12 protein-coding genes are annotated in these 20,358 nt (G+C 44.1%); all 12 read right to left on the minus strand.

All coding sequences use genetic code 11. The annotated features are described in order from the left end of the window. Positions 1–810 precede the first annotated feature (810 nt). A complete protein-coding gene (locus SD450_RS16020) occupies positions 811–3,165 on the minus strand; it encodes a GH92 family glycosyl hydrolase (protein ID WP_318345464.1) in 2,355 nt (784 codons plus the stop codon). Further along, positions 3,166–4,317, minus strand: coding sequence for an MFS transporter (locus SD450_RS16025; RefSeq protein WP_318345465.1), 1,152 nt, complete (start codon positions 4,315–4,317; stop codon positions 3,166–3,168). Beyond that, on the minus strand, positions 4,317–5,228 hold the full coding sequence (locus SD450_RS16030) for an ROK family protein (protein WP_318345466.1): 912 nt from the start codon (positions 5,226–5,228) through the stop codon (positions 4,317–4,319). Before SD450_RS16030 ends, SD450_RS16025 begins: the two co-directional genes overlap by 1 nt. 51 nt (positions 5,229–5,279) lie before the next feature. Beyond that, positions 5,280–6,491: a glycoside hydrolase family 76 protein gene (locus tag SD450_RS16035; RefSeq protein ID WP_318345467.1), complete on the minus strand. Its 1,212-nt coding sequence runs from the start codon at positions 6,489–6,491 to the stop codon at positions 5,280–5,282. A gap of 7 nt (positions 6,492–6,498) precedes the next feature. Further along, a complete protein-coding gene (locus tag SD450_RS16040) occupies positions 6,499–7,734 on the minus strand; it encodes a SusE domain-containing protein (RefSeq protein ID WP_318345468.1) in 1,236 nt (411 codons plus the stop codon). Then, entirely contained in the window at positions 7,734–9,305 is a 1,572-nt protein-coding gene (locus SD450_RS16045) for a RagB/SusD family nutrient uptake outer membrane protein (RefSeq protein ID WP_318345469.1), read from the minus strand. The genes SD450_RS16040 and SD450_RS16045 overlap by 1 nt, the downstream gene beginning before the upstream one ends. 10 nt (positions 9,306–9,315) lie before the next feature. Next, a complete protein-coding gene (locus SD450_RS16050; protein ID WP_318345470.1) occupies positions 9,316–9,510 on the minus strand; it encodes a hypothetical protein in 195 nt (64 codons plus the stop codon). A 9-nt stretch (positions 9,511–9,519) separates the two neighbouring features. Then, positions 9,520–12,426: a SusC/RagA family TonB-linked outer membrane protein gene (locus tag SD450_RS16055; RefSeq protein WP_318345471.1), complete on the minus strand. Its 2,907-nt coding sequence runs from the start codon at positions 12,424–12,426 to the stop codon at positions 9,520–9,522. A gap of 84 nt (positions 12,427–12,510) precedes the next feature. Then, the gene (locus tag SD450_RS16060) at positions 12,511–14,247 is read right to left on the minus strand and encodes a class I mannose-6-phosphate isomerase (protein ID WP_318345472.1); all 1,737 of its coding nucleotides are present in this window, start codon (positions 14,245–14,247) and stop codon (positions 12,511–12,513) included. 211 nt (positions 14,248–14,458) lie between these two features. Continuing rightward, entirely contained in the window at positions 14,459–15,187 is a 729-nt protein-coding gene (locus tag SD450_RS16065) for a GntR family transcriptional regulator (RefSeq protein ID WP_318345473.1), read from the minus strand. 123 nt (positions 15,188–15,310) lie between these two features. After that, a complete protein-coding gene (locus SD450_RS16070) occupies positions 15,311–17,776 on the minus strand; it encodes a sugar-binding domain-containing protein (RefSeq protein ID WP_318345474.1) in 2,466 nt (821 codons plus the stop codon). A gap of 61 nt (positions 17,777–17,837) precedes the next feature. Beyond that, positions 17,838–20,066: a GH92 family glycosyl hydrolase gene (locus SD450_RS16075; RefSeq protein WP_318345475.1), complete on the minus strand. Its 2,229-nt coding sequence runs from the start codon at positions 20,064–20,066 to the stop codon at positions 17,838–17,840. Between the last annotated feature and the right edge of the window lie 292 nt (positions 20,067–20,358).

Below are 20,358 nucleotides of genomic sequence, written 5' to 3' on the forward strand. Positions count from 1 at the left end.
TTATGAGTCTCCCCCAGACCCCCTCTTTTCAACATCATAATCTCAATAGATATAATCTATAAAACAAATCTAAAGGCTGTCCCTTGTCCAAGAAAGAGTTTGAGAGTTTAATTTTTGGGAAGGTTGGATAGAAAATAAGCCTATCCTTATTTTCATAGAGAACTATATCTGAATAGGAAAAACATTCGTTCATGACAAACCCAACAATGGGTCAATATTGCCGTAGTATACCACTTTCAAGGAAACGATGTATAGCTTCCTTGTTTCACCTGCCTTGGCCATACAAGAAATCACTGTCATAGTCTTAAAACCTCAACTTGCCATGGATGGAATGGGTCAATGAATATATATCTAAGTTTATACGCAATCCATACATACTTTTTGAACCGCTCCAGATGTTTCATGATCCCTTGTTGAACAGCAACTAATTTTTAATTGATTGGAGGACAGGTAAGCAGAAAAAACTCGAACTCAACGGCAAAGGAATGATCGATAAAGGAGTACCTGACATCCTTGACATGGACCCTTTTTGATGAAATGTCCGGGATAGGTTTCGGAAACCCTATAATTTTTTCAGGTATCTGGTGCAAGTTCGGGTTATTTAGTGGGTTCATTGGTGTTAAAAAAACCCTCGAGTGAGACATTTTTTATCCCTTCCCAAATAATGTTGATTCATGGCATTTGGAGAATTGGGCAAATCCTCAGCATAGAATTGCCCGTGACAGTCTCTATCAATAAGTTAGTTTTTAAATCAGAAAAGGCACAAGCCCAATTGCCCATGCCTCAACTAACTAAACTAACTCAAAACAATTATTTTTCAAACCAACTTTTGTTCGGCTCAGGACCCAATTCATATTCCAATTTGGCTCCCTCCTTGAGCAATCGCAACGGTATCTGATTAGAATGGGTTTCCGTCCCGTTCACTTTTAGGGATTGTATGTAATGATTTTCGGGAAGATTGTCCTGCGCAGCTATGGTAATGGTGCTTCCCCAGCCGGATTCGATCTCTATTTTTTCGAACAAAGGGCTGGTCAACTGAAAGGTTGGATCGATATCCACCAAACCTTTCACATCAAACAAGCCCATTGCGGCCATATTGTACCAGGCACCCAACTGCCCTTGGTCTTCATCTTGACCGTAGCCGTAACCATGAATGGGTTCCACTCCATAAAACCCATCACAAATTTCACGCACCCATTTCTGGGTAAGCCAAGGTTTGTCCGTAAAATTAAAGAGATAGGCAATATGAAGATTGGGCTGGTTCCCTTGATTGTACAAATAGTTCAATCCCGCAAAGGCATCAATATCTTCTCCTCCAAACTTGGTCTGCTCAGACACAGTAAAAATGGAATCCAGTCGTTTGACAAATTTTTCCTCGCCCATCTTCTCCACAAGTTCTTTGGGCTGATGTGGTACATAAAAGGTATATTGCCAAGCATTTCCTTCTTGATACCCTATCCATGGGGCAAAGGGATCAAAATCTTTTAAAAAGTTGCCCGATTCATCTTTTGGCCTGATAAAATCGGTCTTTTCATCATATAGATTCTTCCAATTTTCTGAAAGTTCCATCAACTCCTCATACTCCTTTTGTTTTCCCAATGCTTTGGCAAACTGTGCCACGGCATAGGAACTGAAGCAATATTCGAGGGTATGGGACACGGAAAAGCCAGAACCTTCCGTAGTGGTTTCCATGCCAGGGATATAGTTGATATACCCATTTTCCACAAAATCTTTCAAATCCATTTTACCGGCCCCTTCTATCCTATCCTTATAGCGTACCTCGTTCTCATAAGCGGCCTTAAATGCCAGTTCCACATCATAATCCCTGATCCCTGCCTGATACGCGGAAGCTATGATCAAACTCACAAAGTTGGTTCCCACACCGGACACGAAGCGGGAATTGGCCAGCCCATCCCCCATCCAACCTGAATTTTTATATACTGCAAGGTGTGTCTGTACCAAATCGTTATAATATTCCGGCCATGCAAGCGTCCATAACTGCGTAAGGTTCCAAAAGGCTCCCCAAATGGCATCGGTATTGTAAAAATTGAATTCTGGATTTCCACTGGCATCCAGTGGAATTTGACCTATGCTCCCATCATTTTGTGGATACTGCCCGTTTACATCATTGGCCAGTCCCCTACCCAACAAGGCATGGAACAAACCTGTGTAAAATTTGGTCTTGTTAACCGTTGAAGTATCGGTGATCTTAATTTTTGAGAGTTCATCCTCCCAGGTTTTGGTTGCAGTTGACAATGCTTGATCAAATGTTAGGTTTTTCGCTTCAGCATTCAGGTTTTCCAAAGCATTTTCTGCTGATGTATAGGAAAAGCCAGCTTTGATCTCAATAGCTTCATTTTCTTCGGTTTTGAATCTTAAGTAGATTCCTGAGCCTTCACCTTTTTGGGTAAACACATCCTTGAATTGCTTATCGTTTATAAATGTCCCTGCCTCTTCTGCTTTTTTACTTAGCTCGCCTGCCACGAACATTTTCACCTCGGCCCCTTTCTGATATTTTTGGACATACTTCGGATAGGTGGTCACCCATCCCGTGAATGTTTGGTCTTCTGGATTGTACGCAACTTCAGCATCTTTTACATCGCCACTTTCACCAAGTTCATTGCCGATGTCCAAAATCACATAGGCACTGTCCGTTTTCGGAAAGGAATATCTATGGAACCCGATGCGCTTTGTTGCCGTAAGCTCGGCCGTTACGTCGTAATCTTTAAGCTTTACTTTGTAATACCCAGGGCGGGCAATCTCATCCTTTCGATCAAAACGGGAACGATAGCCTGTTTCGGGATTTTCCATATCCCCTGGCACCGTTTTTAGATCCCCGGTCATGGCAGTGAACAAAAATCCTCCAATTTGAAACTCATGCAGGTTGGCAAAACCCTCGATGGTAGTATCCCTTGAATCATAGCCCGTGGCTTCCCAACCCTGTTCGTTACCAAGGCTTCCGTTGGTGGAAGGTCCCAATTTTGCCATACCAAAGGGCATGGATGCCGGTGTATAGAAAAACCAGCGGCTGTGAGCGGTTCCAATATTGGGGTCCACAAAGTCCAGTGGTGAATCTTCATCCATATCCTTGGCTGGATCAGCTTTCTTCGACGTTTCGCAGGAAACGAACAGAATGGCAAAGACAATAAAAAACCTATAGATCATTTAACCTCTTTTTTTAATAATATAATACGTTACAAAAACATATAGTGCCGATAGTACAAGCACAACAAAACTCAATTGGACACCAAAAGATTTATTAATCAAGCCCATAACTGGTGGTATAACCGCTCCCCCCACAACGGCCATGATCATCAATCCGGAAATTTCGTTGGCACGCTCGGGAAATCTGTTTACCGTAAGGGAAAAAATCAACGGGAAAAGGTTTCCAGAAGTCAGACCGATAAGAAAGATCAACACTTGGGCCATCAGGCTGGTTGTAGAAAAGACAAGTGCCACAAGCAATACAATGGTCAGTAAGGACGACCAGTACAAAAACTTCAGATTGTCTATTTTGGAAAATAGGAGCGCTCCAAAAAATCGGGTGATCATCAGTGACGTGAAATAGATGCTTATTCCAAGTGATGCCTTTTCCAGACTCAAACCAAATTGAGCTGTGAGTAGGTTCTGGATATTGGTATTCATACCTACATCAAGCCCAACAATCAAGAAAATGGCCAACACCATGGCGGCAATAAACGGATTTTTCAATAACCCCAATGCTGAACCGAATGAGGCCCTTTCGTGCGAAGAGGACTCTTTAATGGGTGTAAGCATCAGCCAAAGCCCGGCAATTGAAGAAGTAATCCCATACACCAAGAACACCAGCTTCCAATCACCATACCGGGATACGGCAAAAGTTACGATCAATGGTCCTACAAGGGAACTTATGGCCTTTATAAATTGCGACAGGCTCATAAAGCTCGAAAAACGGTCCTTGGCCACAACATCCTGCAAAAGTGGATTTGAGGAAACTTGAATGATGGTATTGCCTATGCCCAGCAACACAAAACAGGTCAATAGAATCCCGTATGAATAATGTACAAAAGGCAAAAACATACCAATGGCGGTAAAAAGAATACCAAAAAGCAGCACTTTGCGTTTCCCTAGATTATGTTGTAACACACCTATGGGTATGGATAGGAAAAAAAACCATACAAAGACCATGGAGGGTATCAACTGTGCCATTTCCGGTGAGAGGTCAAAATCCCTTTTAGCAAATCCGGTGGACACCCCTACAATGTCCACAAACCCCATGACGATATAACATAACAATACGGGGAGAACGACCTTAAAATTCATCTTGTTTTGGTTCATTACATCAATTTTAAGGTTTCCGATATTTCAGCATAATACGCCTCATCCAGTAAAAGGGCACTTCCGATAATAGCCGCCTTTTCCCCAAATTCCGATACATAAATTTCCTCAACCCCTTTCAGTTCTTCCTCCATGGCTGGGCCAAAGAATGCAAACGCTTTGGAGATGTTACCACCAAAAACCAAAACATCGGCTTCAAATTCCTCAACATAAGGGTTGATAAAATCAGCCAGTCGGGTTCCAAAATCGTGAAAGACTTTATTGGCGTTGGGATCCACATCCACCAATTCGCAAAGCTCCTTTACATTGTTAAGGCGCTTACCGGTCTCTTTTTCAAAAGCATTGATGATACCCCTTGTGGAGAAAAGATCGTCGGCAAACACGTTTTGGTAATATTGGTTGTACAGGAACCCACCGTCGGGCACTTTTTTATCTTTTATAATGGGCTTGCCGTTTAAAAGAAAACTGGACCCCAATCCCGTTCCCAAGGTTATCGCAATTGCTTTTTTATATTTTGATGCTTTACCGATCAATGCCTCGGCAACGGAGAATGCGGTCGCATCGTTTATAAACCGGATCTGGGAGGGTTGCATTTTAAGCCTTACGGCCAGTTCCAAACAAAGATTGACATCGTATAGGGATTGCAGCTTTTCAACATCAGTGATCTTGCTTATTCCATTATAATAATCAAAGGGGCCGGGCATGGCCACACCTATGCCGCTTATTGGTTCGGCCAGACTTTTGATGGATGCCTCCAACGCATCGACCCATCCACTCAAAATCTCCTCCTTGTTCCCATGGGGATCTATTTTCTTATATGAAAATGTTTCCCCACGCAAGGTTTTGCTTTCATGGTCATATGCACAAGACGAAATATGGCTTCCCCCTATATCAACTCCTATACTGAACATCTAGTTTTCTATTCAAATTATTGGAAAAACTATTTTCCGATCAAAATCCATTTATGACTCGTTTTTATACAAGGCCACTACTCCATAAGCCTCGATCAAGGCTGCTTGATGTAGCAACCAGTAATACCTGCCTTTGCTGTTGCCTGACCAATCTTCAAAAAACTGTCCTTCGGCATTTCGGGCATTTTTCCAAGCATGATCCATGTTTTTGATAAAGACGTCAATATATTCATCTGTTTTTGAATCGTATTCGGATAATTGCACAAATGCGGACAAGAGCTCTACATTGAACCAAGAATCATGCGTTTGATAAAATATTTGCCCATTCACAACGCTCGTAAACTTGGAGTAGGCAGACCGTGCCGTGGCAATGGCCTCGTTCAAATAGTCTTGGTCATCGGATATTTCATAGAGATTTATCCCTGCCATGATCATCAAGGCTGCGTTGTAGGTCCACTTGGTCGTGTTGATTTGCTCTGTGCCAATATTGATGTCGTTCCAATATAGATTATCGCTGGGATCTCTTAAAGTGTTATAGTTCCACTCGTACACCCGTTCCGCAAAAGTCCGATACTTTGACTCATTGGTCAACTGGTACATTTTGCTGGTTACATAGGCTGCATATGCACTTGTATTGGCCGCTTTCATACAATTGGCCCCACCGGTACAATCCGTGGATTCTGCCTCAAACCAGTACAGCCCTCCCCCCATTCGGGAATCTTCTCCCGACATAATGAATTCCGTAACGGTCTTGGCCCTGTTCAAATAAAAAGCTTCACCGGTCAGCTCGTAAGCCTTAATGAGTTCCATGGCGACAATAGCACTATCATCGTAGTAATGATCGGTCTGTCCCTCGGTAACCGGCGCGGCTTGATAGGTAGGTAGAACACTCCTGTCATCATAATATGCCTCAAGACCGGAAAACTCCTTGTCCAAAATAGCCCTGTCGTACCCCAGTTCATAAAGTACATTGCCTGCCGTGAGCATGCCCACATAGGGCCATAAGTAGCTATAAGAAGGATCTCCGGATTGTGGCGGGAAATTTTCTTTATACAAATCGCCTTCTTTATAAAGGGATTGGATCATGTCATAAACTGCCTTGGCCTTTTCTTTATGGCTCAAAGACTCCTCTTCTTCCGGTTCAGGGTTCTCGACTTCGCCTTTTCCATTTTCCAACTGATCTTCAACAGAGGGATCATTGCTACAACTAGTTCCCAATAGAATCAACAGGAACCAGGTGTTTAAAATTTTGGCACTTATCATCTAAGATTTATTCTAAAATTAATTCTTGGTAATAATTGTCTGCCTTGGGGTCAAAAACAATCCTGACCGTAAAGTTGGCACCGTTCAATGCATCAGGAAACTTCCATGCTCCTTGCCAATAGGCGGCCTCTGGCCCCAAGAAATAAACATTGTTGTAGTATTCCGGTTCACCTCCATTTGGCCTGGCATTGTATCCATCCAATCCGGGCACCAGCGATCCGTTCATGGCTTCGTTGTGCATGCTTCCCAAATAGGAAACCTGGCCATCTTCCAATTGGAATTGGTAACGATATCGCTCTTCTTCCCAGCCCAACCAATCAGGGGCTTCGGGAGCTCCTGGTGTCAAAAATTCGAAATAGGCACCGGTCGCTTCAAAAGTATGGTCGCCAATGTAGCTGAGATTGGCCTTAACAATTTGATTGGCCAAAATATACAATTGAACGTTGGAGATTTCCATGAAGGAAATAGTCGCTTTGGCCAAATCCATCCGCACTCGGTACACCCCTTCTTCCATATCAAAAGAAGTAGGATCGTCACCAGATCTGATCTTCCCTTCTGCATTGATGTAATAATGGGTCAAGTCTTCAGCCGAAGCATTGTTTCCATTCACGATATAAAATTCCCCGGGCGCCAGATGCGTTATCGACTCAAAAACACCGGGTTGGATGTCATCGCTGGGCAATTGGTTGGAAATCTGCTTGAACGCCACCGCATTGGGAATGTTGGATGCTTCTGTAGCGGAACCGTAAATGTACATATACTCTGGAAATATGGCCAGTCCTTCAGGTCTGCTCAGACTAAGCGTGGAAGGTTCGGTGAAATTTTCCCTGAAGTAACTACTCGAGGCTTCGACCGTCCATGCCACATCCCCGGTTTCCAATTGTTGAATGCCTGCTTCGGCAGCAATGATGTTCAACCGCGAAGTACTCATGGTGAAGGTAGTGGCACCACCTCCATTATCGGAAGGCGAAGTGTACAATGGGTCACTAAAATCCCCACCAGGTCTATCAAACTTTATGGTGTACAATATGGTACCTCCATCATTGGCCTGTGCCGCGGTCCAAGAAAAGATGACATTGTCACCATTCTCAAGGTCTATCTGTATATTCTCGTTATTCCCTGGGCTTTCCAAAGAACCCGTTAGCGCAATTTCAGGATCCAATGTGTAATCGTCGTTTTCACATGAAATCAATGTCATGGATAAAACCATCAATGTCAAAAGTGACTTTAGTATTGTTTTCATTACCAATTCGGGTTTTGGGTTAGATTGTCGTTAATATCTCTCTCACTAAGAGGAATGGGCCACAAATAATGCTTTGCAGGGTCAAAACTTCTCTCATCCACTCTAATGTATCCATCGTCCACTATGCTGTCGTCCGTTTTAATACCATGGGCCCAACCGTTGAGCACCTCTTCGGCAATTTCCCATCTTCTGATATCAAAGAAGCGGTGCCCGGCCTCAAAGGCCAGTTCCAATCTTCTCTCGTTCCTTACAATTTCCCTGAGTTGGTTTTGGTCATTACCGGGAAACACTAGGGCATTCCCCTGAAGCCCGGCACGTGCCCTGATGGCCCCAATGGTGGCGTCCCAATCGGCCTGGGCAAATGTTCCCATTTCTATTTTGGCCTCGGCCAAGTTCAGCAGTACCTCTGCATAGCGAATCAAGATCAGGTTAAGACCGGAATTTACTTGGTTCCTGGCCATGGGATCATAGAACTTGTACACATAATACCCCGTAGGTGTGCTGTTGGATGAATAGTTCAGTCCATCCGGCTCATCACCAGGGGAAGTCCCTATAACGATGTCATTGCCGTCAAAATCCTTCATTGGGTATTCATCATGGATAATAGTCGCGGACAATCTGGGATCACGATTTTGATACGGATTGTTCTCATCATAATTCGCCCCAGGCTCATCAATGCCGTATCCATTCAGGGTCGGATAGGCATCCACCAGTTCCTGCAAGGGGGAAAAATTGGCATAGCCTCCCAGACTTGGAGGTATCAATGAATATTGGATGTTGTGCTCCCTAAATGTTGGGATGTACTGAAGGCTCAACAAAATTTCATTGGCCGATTCATTCTCCGTTTTAAAAAGATCGGCATAGCTGGGAAACAAGGAGTAATCCCCCAATAGTCCCTCTGCCAACGTGGCCGCAGTCGCATAATCACCATTGTACAGATGCACCCTGGATTTGAACGCTATTGCCGCACCTTTGGTGATCCTACCGGACTGATCTGCAGGGTAGCTGCTTGGTAGGCCATTGATTGCGGACGAAAGTTCATCATAAATGAAGTCTAAAATCATTTCGCTATCGTCCCGTTCAAGGGTAAGCGACTCTTCTATGCTTATTTCATCCGTTATAAAGGGGACATCGCCATAGAGTTCTATAAGGTTGAAATAATGCCAGGCCCTAACAAATCTTGCCTGAGCCGTGAAGGATGCGCGTTGGTCTTCCGATATTTCCGCAACGTCACCAATATTATTGAGGAATATGTTGGTCCTACGTATGGCCTCGTACCTGCCGGACCACACACTTGCCACCACACCATTTGCGGTGCCATAGCTCCCGCTTGCAATATTGCGGTACTCTTCCATGGCCTTCGTGTAGGCATCATCTGAAAGCGCATTGAAGTATAGGTAGTCTTGTGCCGACATTAAATCAGCATAAATGGAGTTCAGGAAAATTTGGGCATCCTCTTCGGTTTCCCAATAATTCAATTCGCTCTGCGAATCGATCGGGGACAGATCCAGATCTGAGCTGCATGCGGAAAATATCCAAATTACACTTAGGAATAAAACTATTTTTTTCATGATGTCTTTTTTAGAAATTAATGTCCAATCCCAATGAAAATATTCTGGACACTGGGTAAACCCTTCCACTTGGTCCGGTATTTTCCGGATCGACGCCAATGGCATTCAAAGGACTGAACGTGGCAATGTTCAAACCGGTGAGGTACAACCTGATTTTGCTCAGACCCATTCGCTCTACGGCAGTTTCTGGTATGGTATAGCCCAACTGCACATTTTAGATCCTAAGGTAATGGGCATCAAAAATGTAAAAATCGGATTTTGCCGCGTTGTTCACCGACTCTGCACCGACGGTAAGCCGGGGATACGAAGCGTCCAGGTTCTGTGGGGTCCATCGGTCAAGGTGACGGTTGAACACCGGCCCTTCATTACTGTTGTGGAAAGCCTCGACAACTTCTCCTCTCAACCATTGTTTTCGTTGGCCCACACCTTGGACAAAAATTGAAAAATCGAACCCCTTCCAATTGGCGGCATAGGTGGCCCCGTAGGTGTATCTGGGAAATTCATTGCCCAGGATGAAACGGTCGTTGTCATAATCGATCTGGCCATCCCCATTGCGATCTACATATTTGATGTCACCGGGGTCCACATCATTTACAAAAATCGGAGTGGCACTATTGGCGATCTCTTCATCACTGTTGAAAAATCCATCGCTCTTCAGCGCATAATAGGAATTGATGGAATAGCCTTCACGTAAGATGGTGTTGACATCAAACCCATTGATGAACTCCCTTCCCCGAAGGTCTTCGATCTCGTTTTTGTTATCGGCAACGTTCATATTCAAGGAATGATCGACCTCTCCTGTCTGGAATTGATAGCCCAAACTGAATTCCCATCCCCTGTTTCGGACAGATCCAGCGTTCTGGAAGGGTTGTCCAAGGCCATAAGTGGCAGGAACCGGCAACTGGAGCAATATGTCCTCTGTCAAGTTATCGAACAACTCAACGGTCAGGTCCAGTTTTCTATTGAACAATGACAGGTCGATACCCAAGTTTTTCATGGTGGATGTCTCCCATGTCCTATTGCTGTTGCTCACGGAATAATAAGATCCCGAGGCGGCCACACCTCCAAAGCTGTACACATTGCTACTGATGTTCACCAAACTTTGGTAACCATAGAGATCGTTGATGTCCTGGTTCCCCACCTGGCCCCAAGAGGCCCTAATTTTGGCGAAGGAGACAACATCGGCAATGGACTCCATAAACGTTTCATTGCTCAGGGTCCATCCTGCTGAGATGGAAGGAAAGACGCCCCAACGGTTTTTGGAAGAAAATCTGGATGACCCATCATATCTGACAATTCCGTTTATTTGGAAGCGGTCATCAAAGGAATAGCCCATCTTCCCAAAAAATGATTGAATGGACCACTCATTTCCCGATCCATTGGCACTCTGGATGTCACTGGCGTTACTGATCACACCAAATTCATTTCCGGGAATATCAATTCCGGTAACACCAAAAAATTCGCTCTTGAAACTTTCAGAGGAAGCCCCCAACATCACATTAAAGCTATGCTTATCCGAAAAATCCTTGCTGTAACTGGCCGTCAAAAAAGGGTTTAGGTACAAGGACCTATTATAATTATCAGTTACGGAGTTTTCGTTGTTGCCCCCGCCCGGATACACAAAATCTATCGCCTTTCGGAACTGGTGCGTTTTATTGCTGGTCAAATTACCTCCCAATACTCCTTTGAATATCAAGTTCTCAACAGGTTCATATTCTATACTGAAATTCCCCAGAAATTCATCGTTCTGGTATTCAGTGGTACCCCCAACCTCAAGCTGGGCCAAAGGGTTGCTATTGCTCCCGCTCACCAGGGTGTAATCACCGTTTTCGTCCACAATGTCATAGATTGGTGGAATACGCATGGTGGGTTCTATGATCCACTGTTCGAAATAGGCATTATCCTTAATATCGTTTCTGGCAAAGGACATGCGCCCGCCCAACTTTAATTTTTCATTCACCTGCTTTTCCAGATTTATCCTGGCATTGTAACGTTGGTATCCATAATCCGGACCCTTGAACATACTCTCTTGGTCCACATAGCCAAGCGACACCAAATAATTGAGCCCATTTTCGGCACCGCTCATGGATAGGTTATGGCTGTTCTGCAAGGCCATGTCCTTGTATATCTCACGGTTCCAGTACACATTGGGACCGTTCTCCTTGTATGCCAAGATCTGTTCCGGAGAGAAAGCGGGTTGGAAGCCTGAATTCACCAAAGCTTCATTGCGTAAGGTGGCATACTCCCAAGAAGAGGCAAATTCTGGAAAGTTGGTGGGTGTCTGCACCCCATAAGATCCTCGGTATTGAAACACAGGCTTACCGGACTTCCCTTTTTTGGTGGTCACCAGAATGACACCATTGGCAGCCCGCGAACCATAAATGGCGGAAGAGGCCGCATCTTTAAGGACACTTATGCTCTCAATATTATTGGGGTTCACATTGTTCAAGGAACCAATCACACCATCCACTACGATCAGCGGGGTATTTCCATTGATGGTACTTACTCCCCTGATGTTGATTTGGGGCACAGAACCCGGTCTTGAAGTGGTATTTTGTATAATCAAACCAGGAGACTCCCCTTGCAAGGCCTGATACGAGTTGCTCACGGGCTTTCCTTGAATGGCACGCTCATCGATTGTACTTATGGCCCCGGTAACATCAGCTCTTTTTTCCGTACCATATCCTACAACGACTACCTCATCCAAATTGGAGGTATCCGATTCAAGTGTTATGGTCAGTGGAGCATCGCCATCCACCATGACTTCTTGGGATTTGTACCCTATGTAGGACACGACCAGGACATCCCCTTTTCTCCCGGTCAGGGAAAATTCCCCGTCCATTCCTGTACTGGTTCCGTTTGTGGTTCCTTTTATAATGACATTTGCCCCAAATATGGGTCCAATTTCATCATTTACCTTTCCGGTTATGTTAATGTCCTGAGCCCATCCTGCACTAATGGTGAGTAGCAGGAAAAGGATGGTCGTAAACATCTTCTTTAAACTGATGTCGGTCCAAAAACCTGACCCTATCGGGCCAGTGGAACACCCTTCGGAAAAAACTCCTGAGAAGGATTTCCTCGAATGGCATTCATTCGTTAAAAAGTTAATTATTGATTTCATTCGTTTGTATTTAGCTAATTTTTAGTTGTTAGGTGCGTGCTTTTGTTGTGTTACATGATGGGTCTGTGATTGGTTTTCATTTACTTATTTTAGAAATGCATTGATTACTTTGGCGCGGCCCTGGCCCAGATTCTTCAATTTGAATTTTTTGGCGGCAGCGGGTATTACAAAGGTTTCCGCATAGGCCAGTGTTTCCACATGGCCATTTTCGGTTTCCAATTGAATTTTTTCACCTTCGACAAGCATCATCACTTGACATGAATTCTCCGTGCTTCTTTCCACAAACTGGTCAAATTCAAGTCTTCTAATATCATAGAAGTGATCGGGGTGGGTAGGGTAATTTCTAATGATGTGGCCTGAAGTTTCTTCTGCTATAAATGGTTTGGAGAAAAGTTCATCGGGAACAACTTGTCCCCTTCGATCAAAATTCAGGTTCTTGAAGGCATGTTCTATATTGATGGGTCTTGGTTTGCCGTTCAGATCCAATCGCAACCAATCGTACATTTTAAATGTGAAAATGTAAGGGGTGGCACTGATTTCCAATACCATGTTCCCTGACCCTGCACTATGCACGGTACCGTTCGGGATGAGATAAAGGTCGTGCTTGTTGGACGGGTGTTTCTGCACGTAGTCCTCCATGTTCAATTCCACATTCTCTTCTTGACTGCGCACTAAATCTTCTTTGAACTTTTCCGGGTCAATGTTTTCCTGAAAACCAAGATAGACATGGGCATCATCCGTACAGTCCAGGATATAATAACATTCATCTTGGGTTATGGTCTCCCCAAAGACCTCTTGTATATACTTTAAACTTGGGTGACATTGTATGGACAAATTGCCCCCTTCATACGTGTCCAAAAAGTTGAACCGGATGGGAAATTCGGATCCAAAAATGGGTTCGTGCCTGCCAAGGACATTTTGCGACTCATGGTTCATCAGAAAATCAAAGGAAACTTCCAGAAGGTTCCCATCGCTTTCAAAAAGCAACCCGTTCTCTGGAACAATCAGCGAAAAGGCCCAAGCATAATTGATGACGTCAGGGTTCAGACCAGGGATGTGCTCCTTCATCCATTGTCCACCCCAAGCACCGGGCTCAAACCACGGCCGAACCCTAAACACAGAAGTGGCCATGGCATGAAGTGCCTTCTTGATCTCGTCCATATGTGCCCAGGTAATGGTATCCTGGAATTGTGCATCTGCAATGACATCTATCCGAGAGGCCAATCGCTTTTTATGATTGTTCAAAACCACCCAATCAATAAAGTAGTAATGTTTGTACATTTTAAAATCCACATCAATGCGTGAAAGTCCCAAATTGGTGGAAGAACCACCCCGCATACGATATTGCAATTCATTTTTGGGGAGATCAAAATACACCAACGGACAGTCCCAATGGACCAGACTGGATCCTATTCCGTACACGATATTGATTTCACTTTCAGCATCTGGTGCAAGTGCCTTTAATTTTTCCCCATCAAAATAATCCACAAGGGAAAAATCGCATTTGCTTCCCCAAACCGAATCCTCATCGCCCAAAAAAGGTCTGACCATGGATTCAATCTCGGTCTCATTCTTTAAACATGTATCTATGCTGACGGCATTGACGGTAAATGCTTTACTCGCCAACCTGTCAATAAGTTTATGCGACACAATTTCCCATGCAATTCCCGAAAACCCTTCCAAGCATACTGTTTTATGCTCGACGATATAGTCAACAAGTCCTCCATAACCTTCATGAACCTTTCCGCTTTCCATATGAAACTGCGGATAAATGTTGTATTGGTCAATATTATCTGGCCTGAAACCTTTGGTAGCTGACAACAAGTGTTGATTGGTTTTGCGATTTATCTGCACAGTGTTCCCCCTTTTTTCTCCCTTCTGAATCATTAAATTTTCAATAATTATATAATGTACTTATGTACAAACATAATAATTTATTTCACTTAAATCCTAATATGTAAACAAAAAAAAGTTTACATATTTTGGAAAGTCTCTGGATTTAGTTGCTTTTTTTAGGAAATCAACAAAAGGCTTACCTGCTACTTTCCACCGTATAGATAAAACTATCCGATTTATAATAGCCGATATTATACTCAATGGGTCTTTCCCCCTGATCGAATACAAATCGTTTCCTTAGCAGCACAGGTGTTCCTTTTTCAATCTCAAGTTTTTGGGAAACCAATTCGTTGCAGGCCGTGGCACTGATCTCTTCCTTGGAGAGCGAAGCAATGGTGGAATGCTCTTGTTCCAACATCTCGTAGAGGGGCATTTTAAAATCCTCCTCTCCCGTCAACCCGATCCGGGGATGAAAATAGGACACAAAATAGACAAAGGGTTCATCGGGCTTCCCTCTCACCCGCTCCATTTTAAGGACTTTTTTTCCTTCCTGTATATTGAAGAACTCCACCACATTTGATGGGGGTTGGACCCAACTCAAATGCAGTTCGAAATTTCTGATGGGGATGCCCCTTACCTTCATTTCCTGTGAGAAGCTGAGCCAATTATTGGAGCGTGAACTTACGGGCTGCGGTGCCACCCGTGTCCCTGCCTTTTTTTTCCGTACCAAAAGACCTTCAAAAACCAGCTTTTTTATCGCCTGTCTCACCGTGGATCGGGAAATGGCCAATCTTTTGCTCAGTTCCACTTCGCTGGGAAGGATTTTCCCTTTCTGATATTCCTCCTGCTCAATAAGTTCACGGAGCAATTGCTCAACTTGGGCATGGAGGGGAACAGGGCTTTTATGGTCTATTTCAAATTTCATCTGCCTCTAAATTATAATATGGCATTCAACTGTTTACACATGAATCAAAAATAGCATTATATCCATGTTTTTTGGCATGTGGAACAACATTTCCTTTAAGGGCGGCAGCTAGGGTTGCCTTCCTTATTTGTGTACATAGATTTTCTTTGGCAGCTCCCTTCCATCCGGGCCTATAACCTTTAAGTCCAGGCCAGAGCCACCGCCTGCCTGAAAAAAATGGAGTGAAAGTTTATGATACCCTTTTTGAAGCGGTAAATCTATTGTCTTCGTTTCCATGGAGTGATGGCCGTCGTGGTCAATGACCAACTCATCGGCAATCCACAGTTTGGAGCCATCATCCGATGTCAAATGAAATGTATGGACCCCGTCCTCTTTGAGGCGAATGTACCCTTCGAATGTGAGGCCGTAATCACTCCCCCTTGTTGCTTTGCCCAAATCTATTGTATTGGTAATGCCAGACCCCGAGGATTCGAGTTCTCCAAAGTCGGGAAGATTATCCCATTGGCCCTGGTAATACGAATAGGCCAACCCCTCTTCAAATTCTTCTCCCAGTACAAATTGGGGCGGGTTCAAGGAATCTATTTTTTCAAACCTCTTCTGGGCCACTTTGCTTTTCTTATCACCATCCATAGATATGGCCTTCAAGGTTGAAGTCGCGTCAATCCATAGTGGAGCTGTATATTTTTGGGAGTTTTGGGTAGGCTCCGTACCATCCAAGGTGTAATAAATTGTTTCCCCTTTTCTGTTGTTCAATGTGACCTTTTCTTTGTCCAGAAAAATCGAGTGGTCATATGAAATGGTAACCGGGGAGATCATATTGTCGGTATGCACATCATGAAAAAAGGGTATGGGCAATTTTATGATTTCCCGATCATAGGTCACCAGACCATTTACTTCACCTTCCACGTCGGATAGCTGGGTATATACCACAGCACTGGCCGCTTCGTTGTGTTTCATTTGCCAAACATTGTCCCATAGTTCCAAGTAGGAGTTTTTAAACTCCAAACTATCGGTCATTTCCCGATACCCCCAGTTTTCTTCCTGCCATAAATGTCCGGGCAATGCCAACCCAAGACCTCCGAACTCCCCTAATACGGTTGCCCGCTTTTCTTCAACGGGATAAATATCAGGACCGGGGTAGCTGTGCATATCTATGATGTCCCCGACCTTATGATCGGTCCAGCCACTGGCATTACTCACCAATCGTGTTTCATCCATTTCCTCCACCCAATGGGTAAGTCTTTCCGTATCGTACTGCCCCCACCCTTCGTTGAAAACGACCCACATTACTATACTTGGGTAATTGTACAGATCGTCCACCATGGCCTTGAGTTCGCGTTCAAATTGCTCCTTGTCTTTCGGTGTGAGTCTTTCTTCAAAATCTTCGTGTGGATACACTTGCGGCATATCCTGCCAGACGAGCATGCCCAATTTATCGCAGTGGTAATACCAACGCTGGCTTTCGGTTTTGGCATGTTTGCGGAGTAAATTGAAGCCCATTTTTTTAAAGGTTTCAATATCCCACACATAAGCTTCATCCGTAGGTGGGGTCATCAGGCCGTCCGGCCAGTATCCTTGATCCAGCACCCCGACTTGAAAATAGGGTTTGTTGTTCAATAGGATTCTGGTGTTGTTTTTTTCATCTTTCCCCAAGCTTATTTTTCTCATGGCCACATAACTGGAAAATTCATCCAAAATGGCACCTTCATTCACCAACTGGACTTCCAGGTCATAAAGAAAGGGCTGCTCGGGACTCCATAGCTTTGCCTGGGGAACATCGAGTGTAATGGTATCCAGTGGCGAACCCTCGGTCTCGGCAACGATTCGGTTTCCATCCTTCAGAACCAGTTTTAGAATACCATTTCCTTCGGTAGTATTCCCCATGAAATCAATTTGTCCTTTATCGATATCCGTCTGCACCTTGAAAGTTTGGATATGGTTAGGGGAAACTGGTTCCAGCCATACCGTTTGCCAAATACCCGTGGTGGACGTATAAAAAATACCTTCGGGCTTTTTGACCTGCTTCCCAACAGGCTGCAATCCATCATTGGAAGCATCATGGACCTTGACCATCAACTCCTGCTCACCTGTGGTCAGGTATTCGGTAATGTTAAATGAAAAATGGTCAAAGGCCCCTTTATGTTCCCCTACTTTTTGCCCATTGAGATAAACATTTGCATGATAATCCACTCCCTCAAAGTTCAATACCACATCCTTCTTTTCCCAATCCTTTGGTATGGTAAATGTTTTTCGGTACAGAAGATCGTCCGTTTTTTTCATGACACCGGAGAGATAGGACTCCACCGCAAAAGGGACCAGTATAGTATCTGATAGATCGGTCCCAAAAGGAATGGAATCCTTAACAGCGGTATCAACTTGCCAATATCCGTTCAGGTTCATCCATGCCTTGCGTTGCTGTATGGGGCGGGGATATTCGGGCAGCACCTGATCTGGATCCACCAAATCGGTCCATCTGGTCTTTAGAACGGCTTGGGGGGCATTGTCCTGTTTTTCCGACTTCGTATTTGGATTGCAAGCAGTAAACAGGAGCACAATGGAAAATCCTGTTAGAAAGAGATATGATTTCATGATCGGTCAAATAAGCTTTGGTTCTATATAAGGTTGAGCCTAAGATGGCTGTTCTTTTATCTTAATTTCCTGTTCGTATCAAAATTTCCCCTCCCTTCTCAAAAAGGGTATGATTTACAAAGTAACCATTTGTTTCAGTACCGTTTACCACAATGGACTTCAACTCCCTTGACGTTCCCTCCTTGATGAGCTTTAAGGTCCTATCATTCCCCAAATTCCAAGTGACCGTATCAAAGATGGGGACCGTAACCAAGTATTCGGGATCCGAAGGGGAAAATGGATACAACCCCAATGCATTGAATACATACCAGGAAGACATCTCGCCTGCATCGTCCATCCCTGAAAGTGCCAGACCTTCTTCCCCAATTCCGTAATAATTGGCCAACAACTTATCGATGACTGCTTGTGATTTTTCGGGTTTTCCGATAAAGTAATATGAAAATGGAGCTTCATGCCCGGGTTGGTTCCCATGACAATATTGCCCCATAAACCCGGAGACATTGCGTGCAATATAGTTGGGGTTCCATTTGTGGGTAAAGAGTGAATCGAGTTTCTCCTCAAACTTCTCCTCCCCTCCATATAGATCAATAAGCGCTGGCATGTCGTGGGTCGCAAAGAAGGAAACCTGCCAAGCATTGGCCTCTCGGTACATATATTCGTAATAGGGATATTCTGGATTGAAAGGAGTGATCCAATCCCCATTGGCCAATCTACCTCTCATGAAATTCGTTTTTTTATCGAATACATTTTTAAAGTTTTTAGATCGGTCATATAGATCCTTCTGGCGTTCGGTATCGCCCATTGCTTGGGCCAAAAGCGAAAGGGAATAATCGTCATAGGCAAATTCGAGGGTTTTGGACACTCCCGCCTTTCCTTTCGATTCGGTGTTCGGGTCTTCTATGTCAGGGTCCGAAATATACCCAAGATCCATATACTCCTTGATATGGGGACGGGGACCACCTTCCTTATAGGCGTTATTGAGCAATAGCTCGTATGCCTTCCCCAAATCGAAATCCTTTATGCCCCGTAGATAAGAACCGGCAATAAACGATGCCGCATGGTCGCCGTGGAAAAAGGTAGGAATAAAACCGGTAACCTCTCCTCTATCCAATAGGGATTTAATGACATCCGAAGTGATTTCTGGTCTCAAAATCTCCATCAATACAACTTTGTTCCTATAGGTATCCCACAATGAAGGTATGGTGTAGTAGTGAAAATCCTTGTTCTGGACATTGCCTGCCTCATCGACAAAATCGCCATTGCCATCACTTCTTAAAGCTGGCCACAAAAAAGATTTGTACAGGGAGGTATAGAAAATTTCCCGCTCCTTTTCCGATCCACCCGTAACCTCAATCCGATCAAGAAAATCCGACCATATCTTTTTACCCTCGCCAAACACATCTTCGAAGGTTTTGGATCCCATCTCTTCTTCCAAGTTCAACTTTGCATTAGCTGCACTGACGTAGGACAATCCCATTTTCATGGTAACCGTGCTTTTATCACCATCCCTTAAATGTGCGATGGCATACCCCTTGGACTTCCCGGGGTTGGACAAAGCAATGCTATCAATTTCAGTATCGATTCGAGCAAAGAAATGAATCTTATCCCTTCCCACTTTCTGGTAACCGCTCAATTCGTTGGATGAGACTTTGGAAATGTCCCAATCGGAGACATGGTTATTGGCCATGCCCAAATCAAACAATATTCTTTTATCCTTTGGCTTCCCATACTCATATTCATGCATGGCAGCCCGCAGCGTCGAGGTCAACTGTACATTTATATCGTAATTCTGTAGTCGGACCTGATAGTAACCAGGGGATGCCGATTCGTCAACGTGGGAAAAAGTATCCTTATAAGGGGCCATGGCACCGGAGGAAAGGGGCAATACGGGCAGATTACATAAATTCCAATGGCCTTTATTGGTATGGGCAAAACCCAAAATTTCCGTATCCTCATACTCGTATCCGGCCCCCGTGCCATATTCCGTAATCGGACTGACTTGGACCATTGCATTTGGCAGGGATGACCCCGGATAGGTCAATCCTGCCCAAACCCTCCAGTCTTTGGGTGGCTTGTAACCAATGATCTTCTCGTCAAGCAGTGGAGCCGTTCCCATAAATGTATTCACATATTCGTATGGCGTCTTTTCCAAGTTTTCGGTCTTGTTATCGGGCGTGGTCCTGCCCTTTTTACAGGAGCAAAACAGTACCACTACACTGAACAGGAGTATGGATTTGCCAAACTTTACAACATTGGCTCCTTTTATTTTTGTTAGGCTTACGTTTTTCATGATTTTTTGATTTCAGGGAAATCCAACCGTGATCTTTTTGTTCATGCTTTGGCCAAGGAGATGGCCATAGGTCCAGTTTGCATCTTCACGATGGGTAGCTTCCTGTTAAGCAAATCCGATATTGATATTATGTACGAACATATTGATTAATTTTGACATATGCATCAAATCTTATCGGAAAAGATAAAGGGAGAGAGGTATAATGCCCAAACGATCAGCTCGTAAAAGCTAGACTATCAGAAGTATAATGTAAACCATGGCATCCTCTACGGTTTTTCGATGGAAATGGATG

The organism is Flagellimonas baculiformis (assembly GCF_033441575.1).
GTDB classification, from domain to species: domain Bacteria; phylum Bacteroidota; class Bacteroidia; order Flavobacteriales; family Flavobacteriaceae; genus Flagellimonas; species Flagellimonas baculiformis.

What these genes read in the sequence shown, in the direction of transcription:
- SD450_RS16020 (WP_318345464.1), bottom strand. Translation starts at nt 3,165, where the DNA reads ATGATCTATAGGTTTTTTATTGTCTTTGCCATTCTGTTCGTTTCCTGC.
- SD450_RS16025 (WP_318345465.1), bottom strand. Translation starts at nt 4,317, where the DNA reads ATGAACCAAAACAAGATGAATTTTAAGGTCGTTCTCCCCGTATTGTTA.
- SD450_RS16030 (WP_318345466.1), bottom strand. Translation starts at nt 5,228, where the DNA reads ATGTTCAGTATAGGAGTTGATATAGGGGGAAGCCATATTTCGTCTTGT.
- SD450_RS16035 (WP_318345467.1), bottom strand. Translation starts at nt 6,491, where the DNA reads ATGATAAGTGCCAAAATTTTAAACACCTGGTTCCTGTTGATTCTATTG.
- SD450_RS16040 (WP_318345468.1), bottom strand. Translation starts at nt 7,734, where the DNA reads ATGAAAACAATACTAAAGTCACTTTTGACATTGATGGTTTTATCCATG.
- SD450_RS16045 (WP_318345469.1), bottom strand. Translation starts at nt 9,305, where the DNA reads ATGAAAAAAATAGTTTTATTCCTAAGTGTAATTTGGATATTTTCCGCA.
- SD450_RS16055 (WP_318345471.1), bottom strand. Translation starts at nt 12,426, where the DNA reads ATGAAATCAATAATTAACTTTTTAACGAATGAATGCCATTCGAGGAAA.
- SD450_RS16065 (WP_318345473.1), bottom strand. Translation starts at nt 15,187, where the DNA reads ATGAAATTTGAAATAGACCATAAAAGCCCTGTTCCCCTCCATGCCCAA.
- SD450_RS16070 (WP_318345474.1), bottom strand. Translation starts at nt 17,776, where the DNA reads ATGAAATCATATCTCTTTCTAACAGGATTTTCCATTGTGCTCCTGTTT.
- SD450_RS16075 (WP_318345475.1), bottom strand. Translation starts at nt 20,066, where the DNA reads ATGAAAAACGTAAGCCTAACAAAAATAAAAGGAGCCAATGTTGTAAAG.